This is a genomic window from Mesorhizobium sp. M7A.F.Ca.CA.002.09.1.1, from assembly GCF_003998555.1.
Taxonomy (GTDB): domain Bacteria; phylum Pseudomonadota; class Alphaproteobacteria; order Rhizobiales; family Rhizobiaceae; genus Mesorhizobium; species Mesorhizobium ciceri.
Map to the genome: position 1 here is coordinate 1 of NZ_RZRR01001605.1, position 457 is coordinate 457.

The window sequence follows — 457 nt, forward strand, 5'->3', positions numbered from 1 at the left end:
TGGTTCACTGAGAAAGTGTTCGAGGCGTAGAGATGCCAACAAAGCGGTAGCCGGTGAATTGGTGCGCCTGAACGGATGAAGTACGAACCTGCCGAGCTTCAGGTGGCCTGCCACCCGAAGCTCGAAGAGCGAAGGGTGGTGCGGACGACGGGAATCGAACCCGTACGATCAGAGATCGAGGGATTTTAAGTCCCTTGCGTCTACCAATTCCGCCACGTCCGCAGGCCAGCCCTTTTCAGACGCCAGACACAGGCCGTCAAGTCGTGTTGTTGAGCGTTCGCCGAACGTGCAAACAGACCGGGCGGCTTGATGATACTGGCGCGATCACGGAATTATCGGCGCGGCGGGTAGTGGTAGGAAGCCTGTGTGGTGGATTTGATCCGCCAAGGCCGGCGCCTCTCAGGCCCAACCCATTTCCCCCGCCCACTGGGAGCGTCGGCCACCCTTCCATGAAGAG

Annotated in this window: 1 tRNA gene; it reads right to left on the reverse strand. The window is 59.7% G+C overall.

The features are described 5' to 3' along the window. Window positions 1-136: 136 nt before the first annotated feature. Window positions 137-222 (reverse strand) — tRNA-Leu (locus EN994_RS34915). Window positions 223-457 lie beyond the last annotated feature (235 nt).